The 16,573-nt window shown below is 58.7% G+C and carries 16 protein-coding genes and 1 pseudogene; 6 read left to right on the top strand and 11 right to left on the bottom strand.

Features of this window, described 5'->3' with window-relative positions:
* Nucleotides 1–6 precede the first annotated feature (6 nt).
* The 9 genes and pseudogenes from ACZ1G7_RS11490 to ACZ1G7_RS11530 all read right to left on the bottom strand — a co-directional run bounded on the left by ACZ1G7_RS11490 (nt 7) and on the right by ACZ1G7_RS11530 (nt 11,675).
* Complete coding sequence (locus tag ACZ1G7_RS11490) at nt 7–1,233, bottom strand: DNA recombination protein RmuC (protein WP_472659537.1); 1,227 nt, start codon at nt 1,231–1,233, stop codon at nt 7–9.
* Nucleotides 1,230–3,076: pseudogene (gene mutL, locus ACZ1G7_RS11495) on the bottom strand (DNA mismatch repair endonuclease MutL). Before mutL ends, ACZ1G7_RS11490 begins: the two are co-directional and overlap by 4 nt.
* A 56-nt stretch (nt 3,077–3,132) precedes the next feature.
* Complete coding sequence (locus ACZ1G7_RS11500) at nt 3,133–4,443, bottom strand: M16 family metallopeptidase (RefSeq protein WP_472659538.1); 1,311 nt, start codon at nt 4,441–4,443, stop codon at nt 3,133–3,135.
* A complete protein-coding gene (locus tag ACZ1G7_RS11505; protein ID WP_472659539.1) occupies nt 4,440–5,783 on the bottom strand; it encodes a M16 family metallopeptidase in 1,344 nt (447 codons plus the stop codon). The genes ACZ1G7_RS11500 and ACZ1G7_RS11505 overlap by 4 nt, the downstream gene beginning before the upstream one ends.
* 96 nt (nt 5,784–5,879) lie before the next feature.
* Complete coding sequence (locus ACZ1G7_RS11510; protein WP_472659540.1) at nt 5,880–6,404, bottom strand: DUF3035 domain-containing protein; 525 nt, start codon at nt 6,402–6,404, stop codon at nt 5,880–5,882.
* Between the two features lie 55 nt (nt 6,405–6,459).
* Nucleotides 6,460–6,942: a signal peptidase II gene (gene lspA, locus ACZ1G7_RS11515; RefSeq protein WP_472659541.1), complete on the bottom strand. Its 483-nt coding sequence runs from the start codon at nt 6,940–6,942 to the stop codon at nt 6,460–6,462.
* Between the two features lies 1 nt (nt 6,943).
* Nucleotides 6,944–8,530, bottom strand: a complete 1,587-nt coding sequence (gene purH, locus ACZ1G7_RS11520; protein ID WP_472659542.1) for a bifunctional phosphoribosylaminoimidazolecarboxamide formyltransferase/IMP cyclohydrolase — start codon at nt 8,528–8,530, stop codon at nt 6,944–6,946.
* A 53-nt stretch (nt 8,531–8,583) separates the two neighbouring features.
* The gene (locus ACZ1G7_RS11525; RefSeq protein WP_472659543.1) at nt 8,584–10,239 is read right to left on the bottom strand and encodes a heparinase II/III family protein; all 1,656 of its coding nucleotides are present in this window, start codon (nt 10,237–10,239) and stop codon (nt 8,584–8,586) included.
* A gap of 119 nt (nt 10,240–10,358) precedes the next feature.
* Entirely contained in the window at nt 10,359–11,675 is a 1,317-nt protein-coding gene (locus ACZ1G7_RS11530; RefSeq protein ID WP_472659544.1) for an RsmB/NOP family class I SAM-dependent RNA methyltransferase, read from the bottom strand.
* 38 nt (nt 11,676–11,713) lie between these two features.
* Here ACZ1G7_RS11530 and ACZ1G7_RS11535 point away from each other — a divergent pair, with 38 nt between their 5' ends.
* On the top strand, nt 11,714–11,893 hold the full coding sequence (locus tag ACZ1G7_RS11535; RefSeq protein ID WP_472659545.1) for a DUF1674 domain-containing protein: 180 nt from the start codon (nt 11,714–11,716) through the stop codon (nt 11,891–11,893).
* Nucleotides 11,894–11,906: 13 nt separating this feature from the next.
* Here the strand turns inward: ACZ1G7_RS11535 and ACZ1G7_RS11540 are convergent, their stop codons facing one another.
* The gene (locus ACZ1G7_RS11540) at nt 11,907–12,239 is read right to left on the bottom strand and encodes a dihydrodipicolinate reductase (RefSeq protein WP_472659546.1); all 333 of its coding nucleotides are present in this window, start codon (nt 12,237–12,239) and stop codon (nt 11,907–11,909) included.
* A gap of 99 nt (nt 12,240–12,338) precedes the next feature.
* Entirely contained in the window at nt 12,339–13,148 is an 810-nt protein-coding gene (gene dapB, locus ACZ1G7_RS11545) for a 4-hydroxy-tetrahydrodipicolinate reductase (protein WP_472659547.1), read from the bottom strand.
* 79 nt (nt 13,149–13,227) lie between these two features.
* Here dapB and rbfA point away from each other — a divergent pair, with 79 nt between their 5' ends.
* The 5 genes from rbfA to ACZ1G7_RS11570 all read left to right on the top strand — a co-directional run bounded on the left by rbfA (nt 13,228) and on the right by ACZ1G7_RS11570 (nt 16,541).
* A complete protein-coding gene (gene rbfA, locus ACZ1G7_RS11550; protein ID WP_472659548.1) occupies nt 13,228–13,626 on the top strand; it encodes a 30S ribosome-binding factor RbfA in 399 nt (132 codons plus the stop codon).
* Between the two features lie 70 nt (nt 13,627–13,696).
* A complete protein-coding gene (locus ACZ1G7_RS11555; RefSeq protein WP_472659549.1) occupies nt 13,697–14,344 on the top strand; it encodes a phosphodiester glycosidase family protein in 648 nt (215 codons plus the stop codon).
* Between the two features lie 61 nt (nt 14,345–14,405).
* Nucleotides 14,406–15,311 (top strand): tRNA pseudouridine(55) synthase TruB, encoded by a 906-nt coding sequence (gene truB / locus ACZ1G7_RS11560; protein WP_472659550.1) that lies wholly within the window; start codon nt 14,406–14,408, stop codon nt 15,309–15,311.
* A 202-nt stretch (nt 15,312–15,513) separates the two neighbouring features.
* Nucleotides 15,514–16,002 carry a hypothetical protein gene (locus ACZ1G7_RS11565; RefSeq protein WP_472659551.1) on the top strand — a complete coding sequence of 163 codons (489 nt, stop codon included), beginning with the start codon at nt 15,514–15,516 and terminating at the stop codon, nt 16,000–16,002.
* Between the two features lie 32 nt (nt 16,003–16,034).
* The gene (locus ACZ1G7_RS11570; protein WP_472659552.1) at nt 16,035–16,541 is read left to right on the top strand and encodes a DUF1643 domain-containing protein; all 507 of its coding nucleotides are present in this window, start codon (nt 16,035–16,037) and stop codon (nt 16,539–16,541) included.
* The last annotated feature ends 32 nt before the right edge of the window (nt 16,542–16,573 follow it).

Here is a 16,573-nt window from a genome sequence, read left to right on the forward strand (position 1 = left end):
AAAGCGTTACTCTTGAGCCTTACCCAGTGGGACCACATTGGTGTCCGCCTCCGGGGCCAGTTCTTCAAAATCGAAGTTATCCAATCGATCTGCTCGCTTTCCTGCGCGTGTGGCGGCGGTGATCACACCGGACACATCATCACCCGCCTGACGCAGATGCGTTTCCAGCTTGCCCGCCTTCTCACCGATGATTTCCACGTCTCGGTGCAATTGCCGCAAGGCTTTTCGGATTTCGCCCGTTTGTTCCCGCATCCGCGCGTCTTTCAAGATTGCCCGCATTGTGTTGAGCGTTGCCATGCAGGTTGTGGGCGAGACGATCCAGACACGCGCTGCAAAGCCTTCACGAATGATGTTGGGCAGCTTAGCGTGCAGTTCAGCGTACACAGCCTCTGACGGAAGGAACATCAACGCCCCATCGGCGGTTTCGCCTTCGATCAAGTAGCTCTCTGCAATCTTTTTGATATGGACGCGCACCGCCTGGCCCAAGGCTGTGCGCGCGCGGGCCTGCGCGTCTTTGGTGTCGGCATTTACCAGCGCTTCATACGCTTCCAGAGGAAATTTCGCGTCGATCACAATGGGACCCGGCGGGTTGGGCAATTTGATCAGGCAATCGGCCCGCTTGTTGTTGGAAAGCGTGGTCTGGAAGGAATAGCTGTCGGCGGGAAGCGCCTTGGACACGATATCGTTTAGCTGAATTTCCCCAAAAGCCCCGCGGGTCTGTTTGTTCGACAGGATATCCTGAAGCGACAGCACATCGCCTGACAACTTTTCGATATTGGTCTGTGCCTTGTCTATGGTCGCGAGCCGCTCTTGAAGCTGAGTTAGTGACTTGGTCGTCTTCTCGGAAGACCCGTGCAGCGTGTCGTTCATCCGTTCCTGCAGATCAGACATGGACCTCGCCGATTTCATCGCGCTTTCATGCAGACGTTCGGACATTTTCTGCTGCACTTCCGCCATACGCACTTCCATAGCTTGCAAGGTCATCGCCTGACTTTTTGACACGGAATCGAGCCCACCGCTGAGCTGCGCCTGCCCCTGACTTAGCGATTGCACGACGTGTGCGAGTTGGCCTACCTGTCCCGCCAAAGGTTCAGCTGCGCGCGCAGACCTTGCTGACGCGCGCAATGCAAAAATCAGCAGAAGCACGATCAGCAAAAGCAGCCCTGCCCCAATGAGCGCAGCCATGACGAACGGGTCGCTCAAGTCAATTTCCATGTCGCCGATCTGGATCATGTGCGCCCAAACAATCGTTCTATGTCGGCAAGCTTCAACTCCACATAAGTTGGGCGGCCATGGTTGCACTGACCTGAATGCGGGGTCGCTTCCATTTCGCGCAGAAGTGCGTTCATCTCGTCACCGCGCATGATCCGCCCTGACCGGATCGAGCCATGGCATGCGACGCGGCTGAGCACCGCTTCGATCTTGTCAGCAAGGGTTTGGGTGTCGCCCAGATCGTCAATCTCATCAAGAATGTCGCGCAGCATGTTTTCCGCATTGATCACCCCAAGGATGGCAGGCGTTTCGCGCACGGCAATCGCGCCTTTCCCGAAGGGTTCAATCGTCAGCCCGAAGCTGGCGAGGCTCGCCGCATGTTCCAACAAAAGCGCCGCGTCGCCGTCTGACAGTTCAACAATCTCCGGGATCAGAAGGGCTTGGGTTGCAACACCGTTCTCCGACATCTGGCGTTTGAGCTTTTCGTAAACCAGCCGCTCATGGGCGGCGTGTTGATCAACAATGACCATTCCGTCAGCCGTCTGCGCGATGATGTAGTTCTCGTGCACCTGCGCGCGGGCCGCGCCCAAGGGCGTGTCTTGCGGGGCGTCTTCAATCACGTCTTCGACACGCGCGGATGCCGGTGCAAAAGGCGCCGGTGCTTCGGCCAAGCCCGGCGACTGCATGTGGTAAGATCCGCGCAACGCTTGCTGAGACGGCATATCCATCTGATAAATGCGGCCCTGCGGCGCAAGCTGTGGTTCTGGCCGGAACGCGCCAAGCGTCGCGTCGGCGACAGTCGTTGACGCCCGATGTCCGGCCTCGGCCAATGCATGTTTCAGGGCGGAGACGATCAGCCCGCGCGCAATTCCAGGATCACGAAACCGGACTTCGGCCTTGGCGGGGTGCACGTTTACATCGACCTTTTGCGGATCGCATTCCAAAAACAAGGCGACGGCGGGGTGGCGGTCGCGCGACAGGAAGTCGGAATAAGCACCGCGCAACGCACCAACAAGCAACTTGTCCCGCACGGGGCGGCCATTGACGAACAGGTATTGCGCTGTCGCAGCACCGCGCGAATAGGTGGGCAAAGCCGCGAACCCGGTCAGCGTGATACCGTCGCGTTCAGCATCGATTTGCAGCGCATTGTCGGCAAAATCCGCGCCCATGATCTGGCGCAGTCGAGCGCCCATAGCTGCAAACAGATCGCCAGTTTGCGGATCAGCACGGAAAGTGACGCGACCCTGATCACCGCTAGAGATGTCGCGGATTGTGAAACCGACATAGGGCTCCGCCATTGCGAGGCGCTTCACGACGTCGCTGATGGCCTGGGTTTCGGACCGGTCTGTGCGCAAAAACTTCAACCGCGCGGGGGTCGCGTAGAACAAATCGCGCAGCTCTACCACGGTGCCCACGTTCAACGCGGCGGGGCGGATAGCGTCCTGTTTTCCGCCATTGACCGCGATGGAAAACGCTGTGTCGGAGCCTTTGGCTCGGGACGTTATCGACAGCCTGCCAACCGCACCGAGGGATGGTAAAGCCTCCCCCGGAACCCAAACGTATGGATGTTGAGCAGGTCCGACCCATCAATCTTCGATGTCGCGTGGCGCGACAGGGCAAGTGGCAGGTCTGCCTCCGACATACCATGCCCATCATCGGTGACGCGGATCAGGGTTTTGCCGCCGTCTTTGATCGCCAGCTCGATCCGGGTGGCACCTGCGTCGAGCGCGTTCTCCACCAATTCTTTCACGGCAGAGGCCGGACGTTCAACAACCTCGCCCGCCGCGATGCGGTTCACAGCGACCTCGTCTAGCTGCCTGATTGCGGGCAGATTTTGGCTTATGTTGCGGTCTTGGGCATTCATACCCCAAGGTTTAGCATGGGATATGTCGATTCGGCTATGTCAGAACGGTTTGGAACTCAATTGGTGCTTTCGAGCCCTTCGGGCTGACCAACAACGACGAAATGCAAATCCTCTGGCCGCAACAAACGCGCGGCGACACGTTTGATATCGTCCAGTGTGACGGCATTCACCTTGTCATTGCGCGTGTCTGCGTAGTCAATCGGCAGGTCATCCATTTGCATGCCAGCAAGAATGCTTGCGATCTGGCTATTGCCATCAAAACGCAGCGGGTAGGCGCCGGTCAGGTATTTCTTGGCCGTTTCCAGTTCTTTTTCCGTCACACCTTCGCTCGCGAGCCGTGCCCACTCATCGCGAATGACGTCAATGGCTTGCGCGATACGGTCATTTGATGAGGCCACTTGGCCCAGATAAAGATACCCGTAATCCTTTGGCACAAGGTAAGATCCAATGCCGTAGGTCAGACCACGCTTTTCACGCACTTCTTCCATGAGGCGTGAGCCAAAGCCACCAGCGCCCAGAACCTGGTTCATCACGTAGGCCGGAAAAAAGTCAGGGTCATGCCGATCAATGCCCTCATGGCCGAAAATAGCGACCGATTGGGGGGTGTTGAAAGGGACCACAGTGATGCCGGGCGATTGCAGGTAGCTCGCCTGCTCAGGCATGGGTGCGCCGGTTTCGGGCAATCCGCCCAGCAGATCATCAAGGATCACGCCAAGCTCCTCAGCGGTGATATCGCCAACAGCACCAACATAAAGCCGGTCGCGGGCTAGTACATCGCCGAACGCATTAACCACATCATCGCGAGTCAGGGCAGCGACGCTTTCCAGCGTTCCATTGCTGTCTGAGCCGTAAGGGTGGTCCCCCCAGTTCAGGCGTGCGGCAGTGTTGCTGGCAATGGAGTTCGGGTCCTTGGAATCGGACCCAATAATCGACAGGATCTGCGACCGCACCCGCTCCAAAGCGGCTTCATCAAACCGCGGCTCAGTGAGGGCAAGTTTCAGCAGAGCAACGGCTTCGTCCCGGTTCTCGCTGAGAAATTGCGCTGAGATGGAAAACGAGTCGTCGCCCACATCGAAACCATAGCTGGCTGCCAAGGCCTCCCGCGCGGCAGCGAAGGCGGTTGCATCCAAATCGCCAGCACCTTCTTCGATCAAGCCGGTCATCAGGTTGATCGCGCCGCGCTTGCCTTCGCGATCCAGCGATGCGCCGCCTTTGAACCGGATTTCAAGTGCCGCAAAAGGGATGGAGTGTTCTTCAACCAACCAAGCGGTGATGCCGCCCGGTGTTGTGACTTCCTGAATATCGATGGCGCGCGCCGGAACGCTTAGAAACACCAGCGTAACTGCGGTCAGGACAAAACGGATCATTGGGTCACCTCCCCGGTTTGTGTGGGTTTCTGGTACCAACCCGTCACAGCCTTGTTGCGATCAAACACCAGTTTCGCCGCGGCTATGATGTCCTCCTCAGTCACGGCCTCCAAAATGTCGGGCCAGGCTTGCACGTCTTCGACGGTCAGGCCGGATGTGAGTGCGGTGCCGTACCGGCGCGCCAATCCACCAACATTGTCTTGCGCGTAAATTTCGGAGGCGCGGATTTGCGTTTTCACACGTTCGAGCTGCTCGGCGTCAACGCCGTCCTCGATAAACTGCGCGACGACTGCATCCATTGCATCCTCCGCCTCTTGCAGGGTGACGTTAGGCGTAGGCACGATCACCAGGCCGAAGGTCGTGTCGTCATAGTTTACGCCACTATAGAAAGCCGAGGTATAGACCGCTTTCGGGTTCTCCAACTCGAGCGCCTGACCAAAAACGGAGGTCGCAGCGCTGCCGCCCAGAATATCGGCCAGCACTGTCAGCGCCGCAGCCGTTTCCTGATCTCCCCTGTCGCGTTCAGGGGCAAGGTAGGTGCGGATCACATAGGGTTGCGACACACGTGGGTCTTCATAGACCAGCCGGCGTTCGCTTAGTTGTGGCGGCTCTTGCGGGCGCTCGCGTTCGGGCAGATCAAGGGTTGGGGCAAGCGGGCCATAGTGTTCTTTTGCCAAAGCTTCGACTTCGGCGGGCTCCACATCGCCCGCGACAATCAAAATAGCCGCGTTCGGGGCGTAGTAAGTACGGTAGAAATCGAGCGCATCTTCCATATCAAGCTGCTCCATCTCATGGCGCCAGCCGATGATTGGGATGCCGTAGGGGTGGTTGATGTATTGCGCGGCGCTGCGCTGCTCAGCAAATAATGCGCCCGGGTCACTGTCGGTGCGCTGCGCGCGCTCTTCCAAAATCACGTCGCGTTCCGTGATGATGTCTTCCTCGGTCAGACGGATGTTGCGCATCCGGTCCGCTTCCATTTGCATCATCAGGCCCAGACGGTCGGCCGCAACGCGTTGGAAATATCCGGTGTAGTCCTGCGAAGTGAAGGCGTTGTCTGACCCGCCATTGGCTTCAACAACGGCGGAGAACTCGCCTGCCTCCAAAGTGTCGGTCGCTTTGAACAGCAAGTGTTCCAGAAAATGCGCAATGCCAGAGACGCCGGGTTTTTCATCGGCCGCGCCGGCCTTGTACCATAGCATATGGACCACAACCGGCGCGCGGTGATCTTCGATGACCACGGCCTCTAGCCCGTTTTCCAATGTGAAGGTCGTTACATTTTCGGCAGCAGCGGCAGGAAAAGTCAGAAGGGCCGCAAGAGGGGTCAGCAATCTGCGCAGCATGGGGCGTCCTTTGTTAGAAATATCTTGGCTCAGAGTATGGGGCGCGCGGCACGTGTTTCAACGCCGCCTACGCGCTCGTGAAGACATTGTGTAGAATTAAGACGGGTCTTCAATGCCTTCGGGCGGCGCAGAAACCGTCCGCACACCAAGCCGGCGCAACCGCTCCAGCTCGCCATACTGGTCGAGCGATTGCTTTTCATAGGCTTCGAAATAGACATTCACGTTAAACAAGCGCTCCAATACACGCCCATTGTTGTCACGCCGAAATTGAAGGTCTTCTTTGGCCAGTTGCTCACGGATGCCGGGGGTCACGCCGTAGCGCGACGCATAGTTGACCAAACCGCCATCGGAAATGCCACCATTGGGGTTACCGCCAAGCGCAAGTGTCGCATCTGCCAACGGGTTGGCATCGGCACGATTGGCACCACCCGGTGTGGGCTGCGGAAGGGCCGCGTAATCTTCAGGCTGCGTCAAAGGTTTGTTGGGCAGGATCGCGAATTCATCCGGCCCGTCGGTGTTTGATTTGATGTTGAGGAGGCTCGGCTCGCGGTTGCGCCCGCAGGCCGTCACAGTCAATGCCACCAGCACCATCCCGATCAGGATTTTGCTATTTGGTTCCATTGTCTGCCTCCTTAGCCCGCTTTGATTTTGTGTTTATCCGATTTGCGCGGGGCCGTCACGCGGTGTTTGCACCGTCTTTTTTCGCCTCATCGAATAGCACAATGGCGAAGGCGCCAACAAAGATCCAAATGTCGGCAATGTTGAAAATGAACGGATTGTTGATCCCACAACAAGACATGTTCAGGAAATCCGCGACCGCCCCGTAGAGCACGCGATCCAACGCATTTGCGAGCGCCCCGCCGATGATCAATCCGACCCCAAACAACGCAATAGGCCGCGTGATCGAACGGTTCGCCCACCAGAGTAGAAGCGCTGAGATCACAAGTGCGAGGGCAATTAGAACCCAGCGCGCGCCATCCGGGTTTCCGCCAAAGAACCCAAAATTGATCCCGTCATTCCAACCGAACTTGAACACCAGAAGCGGCGGCAAGATATCGAGCCGTTCGCCCACCTGCATGCCAAGCCCGCGCATCACCCACAGTTTCGACAACTGGTCGGTGGCAAAGGCGAACAGGAAGGCCAGGAAGACGTGCCGCATATCAGTGCCGGAAATGCCGCATACCGGTGAAGACCATCGCGAGGCCAAGCTCATCGGCTGCCGCGATTACCTCATCGTCGCGCATCGAGCCGCCTGGTTGGATCAGGGCTGTCGCCCCGGCCTCCGCCGCCGTGATCAATCCGTCTGCAAATGGGAAGAACGCGTCTGACGAGACGACCGAGCCGATGGTCGGGCTTTCAGACAGCCCCATCACATCGGCCATATCCTGAGCCTTGCGCGCTGCGATGCGAGTGGAATCCACACGGCTCATCTGGCCTGCGCCGACGCCGACCGTGGCACCGTTTTTTGCATAGACGATCGCGTTGGACTTGACGTGTTTGGCCACGGTCCACGCGAATAGCATATCGGCGACCTCCTGATCAGTAGGCGCACGTTTGGTCACCACTTTCAGGTCACTTGCCGCGATGTGGCCGACATCCTTATCCTGCACCAACAAGCCACCCGAGACTTGCCTGTAGGTCAAACCGCCTTGCCGAATGTCGGGCAGCCCGTCTGTGGTCAGCAAACGCAGGTTTTTCTTCTTGGCGAAAACCTCCAAGGCAACTGCGTCCGCGCCGGGCGCGATCACGACCTCTGTGAAGATACCGCTGATCGCCTCAGCAGTCTGACCGTCTAACGGCTGATTTAGCGCAATAATCCCGCCAAAGGCTGAGGTTTGGTCGCATTGAAACGCTTTCTCGTAGGCGTCCGCCAAGCTCGCGCCGCGCGCGACACCGCAAGGGTTGGCATGTTTGATGATCGCAACGGCGGGGCCGTCTTTGGGGTCAAATTCCGCGACCAGTTCAAATGCGGCATCGGTATCATTGATGTTGTTGTAAGACAGCTCCTTGCCCTGATGCTGGGTGGCCGTTGCCACGCCCGGCCGCGCGCTACCATCAGTGTAAAAGGCTGCGGATTGGTGCGGGTTTTCCCCGTAGCGCAGGGTTTGAGCCAGTTTGCCTGCGACCGCGCGGCGGCGCGGTGTCTTGCCCAAAGCATCCGCCATCCAGGCCGAAACGGCCGCGTCATAGGCGGCGGTGCGCGAATAGGCGGTCAAAGCAAGTGTTTGGCGAAACGCATAGGTGGTTTGGCCTTCATTGGAGTCCAGTTCAGCGAGCAATGCATCATAGTCTTCAACATCCGTGACAACGCTGACGAATTTGTGGTTCTTGGAGGCCGCCCGGATCATCGCGGGGCCACCGATATCAATGTTTTCGATGCAGGTGTCGTAGTCCGCGCCTTTGGCGACGGTTTCCTCAAACGGGTAGAGATTGACGACCAACAGATCGATTGGGCCGATCCCATGCTCATCCATGGCGGCGAGGTGACCCGCATCATCGCGCAGTGCCAGCAGCCCGCCATGCACCATTGGGTGCAGCGTCTTCACGCGGCCATCCATCATCTCGGGAAACCCGGTGACGTCGGCAACGTCACGCACGGGCAAACCCGCCTCACGGATCGCGGCGGCTGACCCACCGGTTGAGAGCAGCTCGACCCCACGGTCATGGAGCGCTTTGGCCAGCTCAATCAGGCCGGTTTTGTCAGAAACGGAAAGCAGGGCGCGGCGCAGGGGCGCAAGATCGGTCATATCTGTCCTTCATCGGGATCTAGGGCTTCGGGTCCGATGCCAGCTGCCTGGTTTCAGGCGGTGGTGCGCATGGAAGTTGGCGGCTCCTGCGCCTTGGCCAAAACCCAGCTGACCCGCGCCCCATACTCCATCACCCGCGAAGATAAAACGATCTGTTGGCTCGGACGCGGCTTTAAACGGTCTTTTTCCAGAAAAACGCTCCGATCAAGCCGCATTTCGACCTCACCGGCGGTGCGGAAGACCCAAACCTCCCGGTTTTTGAGCGTGAGGGAAATCGCGGTTCCGCCCATGTCGAGTGACGGCGATACGTCAGGATGCAAGTGAAAGCGGATCGAGAAATCGACGCCAGACAAAGCGTTCTGATCCATGTGGTCTTCGAACCTAGCGCGCGCGGCCTCGTCCAGCGCCCCCAGCGTATCATCGCCTTTGATCAGCCTGCCGTCTGCTTCCATTTCGAGCCTGCGAACATGGGTAAGCCCGAAGGTCTTAAGGTAAGCATCATGGCTAAGCAGCAAGGTTGCGCCCTCTTGCTTGGCTGTCACCTTTTTCGGACCGCCAACAAGAAGTTCGCTCCCGGCATGCGCTTTCAGGCGGGCTGATGAAACACCATTAATCGACAATGTGGAATGCGAAGGCGTCGCCCGGCCAGCACGGCGCCAGTCCGGCCCCAACATCGTCCCCGACCCGCAATTCACAATGACCGGATTGCGCGCGGAGGTTAGCTCGAATGCCAAACAGCTCGCATGTGCCTCCGCACTGCTTTTTTGCTTTGGAAAACTGCCAGCATCGACGATGACGCTGCTTGTTCCCAGCTGCACCCGCGCAAACCCCATCGGCATCATGGGCACTGTGTTGGTTGTTTCAGGATAGTTGGCGAGCACCTGATCAAGCAGCCCTTCTGCGCCACGTCCGCCGCCATGAAACCGCGCCAACCCGCCATCCGCATGCCGCAATGCACGCAAGGTCGGGGCGATGCGCAGCAGGGCTTCGCTATGGGCAGGTTGTACCGGGTGGCCCGCATCGCGCACTGCAAGCGCCGCCCAGGTCAGCAGCGTGAAGACCTCCAAAAGCTCTTCTGGATTGCGGGTGGATAACCCACCACTGGCATCGATTTCCGTCTCGCATTCGCGCGCAAGTGCTTGCGATACTTGGGCTACAGTGTGCCCCAGTCCATCCAAGCTGATGCCTGCGTAAAGTAGCCCGGTCAGCGCCTCAAACCGTGGCAAACCGGGCGCCGTGCCATCCCAGTTTCGCGCCAGATGTTTGGCCTGAACCGACAACGCGAAGAAGAAGCGCTTGTTTTGTTCCGCACTTTGGCCGTTCATCAACAAAATCGCATGGCTGATCCAGCGGATGAGCCGCCTGCCAACTAGGTTAGTAGTCCATGGCAACCCATGTCCCATGCCGTATTTTTCAATCCAGCCTTGAACCCAAGCCTGCGCCAGCCTTCGCGCCGCGCCGTCGCCAAGCGCCGCTAGATCATCGAGCCATTCAAATCCATGCAGCGCCTCGGCAAAAGCGCCGTCGGGCACGGTCAGGTCCCAGATTGAGCTGTCAGGCTGTTGGATCAAATGTCCTGCGAAACGGAAATTCCCTGCGATCAACTGCCGCCCACGCGCTTGGGAGCCCTTCATACGCGGTTCTGGCTGGTGCACGAAGCCTTTGACAGGGGCGGGTTTGCCGCTGAGCCGGGATTGGACGCGACCCAAAAGCGGCGCCCGCTGCGCTGCGTCGAGGGGGAGTTTTTGAAAGCGCCCAAACCTATGACCTGTGCCCAAATTCGACTTTGATATTGTTGTTAACGTGCAGCTGCGCGGCCTGTCACGGCTCAGCCCGGTTTGCGCAGTGAAATCATAAAGAAGCCGTCTATTCCGCCACACTCAGCCCAGAAATCAGGGCGCAATCGAAGCCCACCACCGGGATGCCTCCAGTCCGCCGGAATTCCCAAAACGTCCAGATCGGGGACAATTTCTTCCAAATCATGCCGCGCAATCGCCGTTTTGGCTTGCCGTTCCCCCTCTTCCGTCAACAGCGAACAGGTGCAGTAAACCAACCGCCCGCCGGGTTTGAGCGCAATCAGGGCGCGGTCGATCATTGCGGCTTGCAGCGCGAACAGCTCGTCAAGGTCTTTGCCGGACTTGGCGAAAGGTAGGTCGGGATGGCGACGGATCGTACCCGTGGCAGAACATGGCGCGTCAATCAGGATGGCGTCGTAGAATTGATCCGCCTCCCATTCCATCGCGTCGGCGATGACCAATTCCGCGCTAAGCCCCGTGCGTTCAAGGTTTTCGCGGACCCGCGCCATCCGGGGCTTGCTGACATCAAGCGCCGTGACCTGCGCACCCGCAGCCGCAAGCTGCATGGTTTTGCCGCCCGGGGCCGCACAGAAATCAAGGACCGGTTCACCCGGCTGCGGATCAAGCAATTTCACCGCAAGCGCCGCACCAGCATCTTGCACCCACCAATCACCTGCCTCAAAGCCTTCCAGGCTGGACACCTGACCTGCGTTTTGCAGGCGGATCGAACCCGTTGGGCGCAAATCGCCACCCAGCTGCGCGGCGAGTTCTTTTGCACCCGCCGGGTCTTTCGGCGTGATATCCAGGGGCGCGCCGGACAGATGGGCCGCCTCTATCTGCTGAACAATCTCTTCGTTAAAAATATGCACGATCCGACGGCGCAACCATTTGGGGAGCGTCGGCACCGGCAAGGTCGGCCAAATCTCGGGCCCCTCGACCGCGACCTGCCGCAACACGGCATTGGCGAGCCCCGACATGCGCCGTGATTGACGGTTACGGCGCATCAAGGTCACACTGCTGTCGACGACGCCATGCGGCGCCTCGCCCTCAACCAACAACTCGACAACCGCAAGGCGCAAAACGTTCAATGCTGTGACCGGTGGCAACCGGTTGACGTAGCGGGTAATGATCGCATCGGCGCGGCTGAGGTGGCGTAAAGTCGACAGTGTTAACCGCTGTGCGCGGGCTTTGTCGGCGGGCGACAGCCCGGACAGCGGACCAATGCCGCGCGTCAGATCGGAAAGCTGCTCCCGGTCTTCCGTGACACCATCGAGCAAACCAATCGCGCCTTCGCGGGCCGCAAACCCGCCCTTGTCCGGTTTCGATGTTGCGCGCTCTCGGTCGGCCATGCCTTGTCTCCTTCGATTTGCGGCGTATATCAGCAGGTATGAGCAAAGAACCAGACCAAGACTTGCCAGACGCTGCAAAGCGCGCTCTTGCCGAGGCGGCGGAGCGGAAGAAAAAGGCCAAAGACATGGAATTGCCGGTCGAGCTGGGCGGCCGCGACGGGCCCGAGCCGGTTCGCTATGGCGATTGGGAACGCAAGGGGATTGCGGTCGACTTTTAACTAGCAGGCCGTGCTATCTGATATTCAGGTCCGCATATTGCCCAGTGCCCCGGTCGGAGGTGAAGCGAATTTTGCTGCCATGAGCGCGCACCTCTTGGCAATTGGGACCCAAATCGCGTTTGCCCCAGTAGAGCGAGCGACAAAAAAAGCCGTCTTGCCATTGCCATGCGCCGCGCACGCCGCGTCCAAACGCGCGGCCGGTAATTTGCCCAGATGGCGAGACTTGCACCTTGATCCCAGTGAGCCGCAGGGTTTTACCGTCAACAAGTTCCAGGAACGCATCACGTGAATCGACCTTTTCGAACGCGAACGCCGGAGAGGCGGCAAATAACGCCACCACAATCATTGCTGAAAACCTAAATTTGGACATTGTGCCTCCACGGTTGTGTTAGAGATACGCACGGATGCCCGTTTTGGTTTCATACCATAGCGGAAATTTGCCGGTCTAGAGCCCTAACACGTCCATCATGTCATATTCGCCTGGGCCTTTGTCCTGACCCCAAAGCGCCGCTTTGACCGCGCCACGTGCAAATATCGCGCGATCTGTGGCCAGATGGCGCAGTACGATGCGTTCGCCAGCGGCGGCAAAAATCACGTCATGTTCACCCACCACGTCGCCGCCGCGAATTGCCGTAAAGCCGATGTCGCCGCGGTTGCGCGCGCCGGTGATGCCATCACGCCCACTGTCGCGTACATCTTTCAAGGCCACACCACGTCCTTCTGCAGCGGCCTCACCCAACATCAAAGCGGTGCCTGAGGGCGCATCAACCTTGTGTTTGTGATGGGCCTCAACAATCTCAATGTCGAAGTCATCGTCTAGGGCCTGCGCCACCATTTTGGTCAGCTTGGTCAGCAAATTGACCCCGAGGCTCATATTGCCAGCACGTACAATCGGCGCATGACGGGCGGCGGCAGATAGTTTCGCAAGGTCCTCATCAGCCATGCCGGTGGTGCCTATGACATGCACCGCACGGGCCTGCGCTGCCAATTCGGCATGGGCCACTGTAGCTGCTGGCGTTGTGAAATCGATGATTGCTTGGGCGTCTTTGACCACTTCGATGGCGTCAGAGACGACCGGCACGCCTGTCTCCGCCCCGCCCATGCAAGTGCCAAGATCGCGTCCGATCCAAGCATGGCCGTCGCGTTCGGTCACGCCAATGAGGCGGCATTTGTCCGAGGCGTTCACCGTCTCGATCAGCATTTGGCCCATGCGGCCCGACGCTCCGGTGATGACAATCCCTGGCAAGCTGGTCATAGCACGCCCCTTTTTGTTACAAGCGGGTGTGATCTAGGCCCCATTGCGCCACCCGCGCAAGGGGATTAAGTGGCAGGCCATGGCAAAGAATTCTCATTTCTCGGGGGGCGGCCCCTCTCAACGGCAATTGCGTGTGGGCGAATTGATCCGCCGCACGCTGGCCGATGTGCTCAATCGGGGTGACATCCATGACCCCGATCTGAACCGCATGTCGATCACCGTATCGGAAGTGCGCACCTCGCCCGACCTAAAAATCGCCACTGTTTTTGTGCTGCCCTTGGGCGGCGAAAAGCGCAAAGAGGCGATTGAGGCCCTGGCGCGAAACAAAGGTGAGCTGCGCCGCGCGCTGAGCAAAGAGATGACGATGAAATACTCGCCCGATCTGCGGTTTGTTCTGGATGACAGCTTTGACCGGATGGATGAAACGAGCCGCCTGCTCCGCCAAGATGATGTGCGCCGCGATGTGGACAGCGATTAGGGCCCTCCTTCTCGTTTGTGTCTTTTCGGGCGCTGGGGTCGCACAAACCTCCTGCGCGCAGACCACGCATTTGGGCGACAGGTATACGGTTTGCGCGGTAGCCGAGGTTGACCGGATCGGGCTGTGGTTGAACGATCCAAAAGGTATCCCGTTTGGCGAGTTTGATACACTCGACCAAACACTTTCTGAAACGGGTAAAACACTCGAGTTTGCGATGAACGGGGGGATGTATCACGATGACCGACGCGCGGTCGGGCTGTTCATCAACGATCAAGGCCAGCAGCAAAACCTGATGACCCGGGAAGGGCCCGGCAATTTCGGGCTGCTGCCAAATGGCGTTTTTTGCGTCAATGCCACGCGCGCCCGCGTGATCGAAAGCAGGCGTTTTGCAGATCTTGCGCCAAAATGCCGGATCGCAACGCAGTCGGGGCCGATGTTGGTCATAGATGGCGACTTGCATCCGAAATTTCTGGCCGACAGCACCTCGAAGAAACGGCGCAACGGGGTTGGTGTTGATGCGAATGGGACGACTTACTTTGTCATCTCGGACAACGCCGTGCGGTTCCACGATTTTGCGACGCTGTTTCGCGATGTGCTGAACGTGCCAAATGCGCTGTTTTTGGATGGCTCGATTTCGCGGATGCATGCGCCAGCGATGAATCGCAGCGATGGTGGCGCACGGATGGGCCCCATTCTGGGTGTTGTGACGTCTAGGTGATTGACGCGCAAGGGCGGCAGCGGTAGCAGGCGCGCTCTAGCTTCAAGGGACAGGTAAGCACATGGGACGCCGCAAAAAGGGACGCGACATTTCTGGCTGGCTTGTCGTCGATAAGCCTGCTGGCATCAGTTCGAACAACGTGGTCGGTAAAATTCGCTGGGCATTTAATGCCAACAAGGCGGGCCATGCGGGCACGTTGGACCCGGAAGCTACAGGTATTCTGGCTGTGGCTTTGGGCGAGGCCACTAAGACCGTGCCGTTTATCACCGACGCGTTGAAAGCCTATGAGTTTACAGTGCGTTTGGGTGAAGCAACCAACACAGATGATGCGGAGGGTGAGGCAATTGCAATCTCGGACCTGCGCCCGTTTGACGCAGACATCATCGACGCCTTGCCCGGTTTCAGTGGCGATATCATGCAGGTGCCGCCAAAGTTTTCGGCCGTCAAAGTGGATGGCAAACGCGCCTACGCTCTGGCGCGCGGGGGCGAAGATGTGGAGCTGGCAGCGCGTCCGCTTTTTGTTGACGAGCTGACAATGGTTGCGCGGCCTGACGTGGATCACGTGGTTCTGCACATGGTTTGCGGCAAGGGCGGCTATGTCCGCTCGATCGCGCGTGATTTGGGTGAGGCACTCGGATGCTACGGCCATGTCGTGTCACTGCGCCGCGTCTGGTCGGGGCCGTTTGAGCTGGAAGATGCAATCACGCTGGACCGCGTGGAAGAGCTGGCGAAACAACCCGAGCTCGACGCGTTGCTGCTGCCGCTGGAGACCGGGTTGGCAGATTTGCCTGAACTGCCCACAACCGCCGATGGCGCCGCAAAGCTGCGCAATGGGAACCCCGGCATGGTGCTTGCAGCCGACGCAACCTATGGCGATGAAGCCTGGGCATCGCTTGATGGGCAAGCAGTTGCCGTGGGGCGCTACAAGGCCGGGGAGCTGCATCCAAGCCGCGTTTTCAATCAGTAGTGTGCCATTTATTTCAATTTGGTGCACTGGCGCACCAAAAATCGGCGTAGAAGCGAAGAAACCGTCGATTCTGGTGGGCTTTGTTACAAAAGTGATCACGGAAATGAGCGGGTGATAAGCACCGCGTGAGCTGGGCTATCTTGGGCGACCCGCGCCAGACTACACCTTGGGCAACTTAACTCTTTCCCAAGGACTTCTCACAATGACACGCAATTCTATCTGGACCATCCTCGCCGGCGGCGCGCTCGCCACCATCGCTTTCGATCTGTTTGGCCAAGGGCTTGCCCCGCTCTTTGGCTTTGCCAAACTGGCCCCCGTTGGTCTTGCTTCCGGGACGTTGAAAACTGTTTTCGGCGCTTCGCCCAAAGGGGCAGCCGACGCGATGCACATCCTGACCGGCATGCTGGTCTATTCGCTGGGCTGGGTTCTGGTTGCCCGCCCCCTACAAAAGCTGATCATGCCCAAGCTGCACTGGCTGATCACAGCAGTGGTCTACGGCGTTGGGCTTTGGGTCTTTGCGCTTTACGGCGTCGCGCATCTTGTTGTCGGCATGAAGCCGTTCCTGGGCTTCACCGGGATCACTTGGGTCGCGCTTTGGGGGCACATCATCTACGCCTTGGTCGCGGCCTATGTGATTGAAATGAAACCTTTCAGTCAGTCACAACGCCAACAAGCACCAGCAGCCGCTTGAACAACGGATCATGGCCTGCGACAAGGCGGGCCATGATCACCCGGACGCATCTTAAAGACGACGCAGCCAGCACGGCAACCTATTCGGATTGCGAGTGTTACCGCTACGCCCTCACCCGAATCTGGGATGAGGCGGGCGGTAAAATCGCGTTTGTGATGCTGAACCCATCGACAGCCACTGAGGTGCAGAACGACCCAACAGTTGAACGCTGTGAGCGCCGGGCGCGGACTTTGGGATATGGCGCGTTTCGGGTCTGCAACATCTTCGCCTGGCGCGACACCGATCCGTTCAAAATGCGCAAAACGGCAGAACCGATTGGCCCCATGAATGATACTGCCATAGCTGAGGCCTGCGACTGGGCGGACAGGATCGTCGCGGCTTGGGGTACGCATGGCGCGCATTTGAACCGTGGCCCGGAGGTTGAGGTCTTGATGCGCGCAACCGGTAAACCCTTGTATCACTTGGGCTTAAGCAAGGCCGGGCACCCGAAACATCCGCTTTATATTGCCTATGCACAGCAGCCTGAGCTTTGGGACTAAGGAATCGCTTCCCTTTTTAATCTGGTCGCCCT

The organism is Litoreibacter sp. JB4-2 (assembly GCF_055693445.1).